Source organism: Bradyrhizobium sp. DOA1 (assembly GCF_001593325.1).
Classification (GTDB): domain Bacteria; phylum Pseudomonadota; class Alphaproteobacteria; order Rhizobiales; family Xanthobacteraceae; genus Bradyrhizobium.
The window spans coordinates 4,589,505-4,591,614 of sequence record NZ_JXJM01000001.1 but is presented as its reverse complement, the minus strand read 5'-3'; the positions used below and the strand labels follow the sequence as shown (position 1 = coordinate 4,591,614).

The 2,110-nt window shown below is 64.3% G+C and carries 3 protein-coding genes; 1 reads left to right on the top strand and 2 read right to left on the bottom strand.

Going from position 1 to position 2,110, the window contains the following annotated elements; genetic code table 11:
- Positions 1-100 precede the first annotated feature (100 nt).
- Positions 101-406, bottom strand: coding sequence for a hypothetical protein (locus tag SE91_RS36420; RefSeq protein ID WP_156489709.1), 306 nt, complete (start codon positions 404-406; stop codon positions 101-103).
- Positions 407-810: 404 nt separating this feature from the next.
- Between SE91_RS36420 and SE91_RS37185 the strand changes: the two genes are divergently transcribed.
- Complete coding sequence (locus SE91_RS37185) at positions 811-1,041, top strand: hypothetical protein (protein ID WP_061849022.1); 231 nt, start codon at positions 811-813, stop codon at positions 1,039-1,041.
- Between the two features lie 93 nt (positions 1,042-1,134).
- Here the strand turns inward: SE91_RS37185 and SE91_RS21520 are convergent.
- Positions 1,135-2,110, bottom strand: a 976-nt coding sequence (locus tag SE91_RS21520; RefSeq protein ID WP_197489491.1) for a Spy/CpxP family protein refolding chaperone, incomplete at its 5' end; no start/stop codon positions are given.

The window sequence follows — 2,110 nt, the reverse complement described above, 5'->3', positions numbered from 1 at the left end:
GGGCAGCTCCAGCGTCGGCGGCGGTGGCGGTGGGGCGGCGGGGCCGAGCGCCGACGGCACTCCGGGAGTGGAAAGTACCGGCGGCGCCGGCGAGGGCGGATTAGGAGGATTCGGTGGGCCATCGGGAGTGAGCGGCGCGCCGGGCAGCAATCTCAGCGGTCGCCTTGGCCCAGGCGGTGGTGGAGGCGGTACCTTCGGAGCCGGGTCCGTCGCGGGTGGCGGCGGACGTTTCGGCGGCGGTGGCGGCGGCCAAAACGGAGCCGGTGTTGACGGCACTCCGGGTGTCGGGGGCGATGGACTCATTATCATCAGCTATACGCCCGCTTAAGCGCGAACCTTCATCAATTACCAATCGGGGACGAGCCTTGAGAAACGAACATACTGAAAGATGCATTACCTTGCTCATCAATCCGGAATCCTGCCGCCAACTCTGTGGTGCAGGCGATGCAGGAGGCAGCGCATGCGCTGGGACGACGGCTGTCGGTTGTGCGGGCGAGTAGTGAGCGCGAGATCGACACAGCCTTGGCTGGCGTCGGCGAGCAAAGTGCCGGTTGCTTGATTGTCGCGCCGGACGGTTTCTTCGGCGCGAGGAAAAGTCAATCATCGCTTTGGCATCACGATACCGAACGAACTAGGCAACCGAACTGATCGAATATTGTCTGCTGGCCCATAGCTGACTTTGCCTGCTGCCCTTCCAGCGTCAGCTTCCGACCCCATTGCCGGACCTCATCCGACGTTCTCGTGGCTTGCCCTGGCGCTTGTCCAAGTTCGCCGTTGAACCAAAGCTGAGGTGGGATAGATTAGCTGTCCATGAAAGAGATGCTGGCCCATCTAGAACTGCTCCGCGTGCAAATGGCTGAGTGCGAGCGCCTTCAACAGGCAGCAAGGAGCCAGCTCAAGCGCGACGTCTATGCGCGGACGCTTACGCGCTACAGTGCAATCGCAAGAGAGCTGGAACACGCGATCGCATGCCTGCCCGACTTCAGGCCCCTGCGTCGGCCACAGTGGCAACGCGAGGAAGAGGGAGACCGCCTCAGTTGAGAGGGCGGATGCGTTGCATCGTTCCCCTCGTTGACGACTGGCGCTTCTGGCCCATCGCGGCGTCTCGCCGTGGTTCGGAGTTTGATCGCTACCTCACGGGCTTGCGACCTGCTGCAGCGTGTTGAAGCGCGCCTTTTGCTCGCTGCTCAGCGTGGCATAGAACTCGTCGAGGGCGGGCTCGACCAGCTTGGCGGCCGTCAGCATGGCCTCGAGCCGGTGCTGCATCGTCTCCAGCCGTCCGACCGGTGTCAGCGGGGCATCGTTCGGACAGGCCGCCTGTAGGCCCTCAACGCCCTTCGCCGTCGCTTCGCTGAGGCGGTCGAGCGCCTCCTTCTGCTTACCTGCGGGGTGGAGCACAGCCTCGATCCTCTGGATCGGCAACTGCGTGAGCCCGGACTTCGGATCGTCGCACCCTTCGGCACTGGCCTCCTGCTGTTGCGGCGAGCGCTCGCCGACATTGGGACCAAGCGCGTTGAAGCTGGCCTTCTGTTCGTCACTGAGCGAGTTGTAGAAGTTCTCCAGTGCCGGTCGAACGATCTTGACGGCTTCAAGCGTCGCGCTGATGCGGTTCATCATCGCCCGCAAGCGGCCAGGGGGAGTCAGTGCATAAGTCTCCGTGCAGGAGTCCTTGAACACGCCGGCGGCGTTGGCCGCCGCCGTCTTGAGCTCATCGAGCAGTGTGCGTTGCTCCGGCGTCGGCCGCACCGCCCGTGCGATATCGGCGAGTGGCCAGGCGGTCACGCCCTTGTCCGGCGTGGCGCACAATTGCTGAAGCGTCTGCGGGCTCACGCTGGCACGCTGGCGTGCGCGGCTGCCGCCGCCGCCTTGCGGATAGTCATACGGGTTGGTGCTGGCATAGGCGGAATAGGGGCCGTCACCACCCCAGAACACGGTGTCGACGAAGTCGTCATAGGCGTACGCCCAATATCCGGGCTCGTAGCCATAGGACCAGAACGTGTAGTTGAAGATGTCGGAATAGGCGTAAGGCCAGAACACGGGCCCAAGCCACGCCACGAACGCCGCGGGGTGGCGGTGACGCCAGGCCTGTCGGGGACCCCAGCCGCTTTGG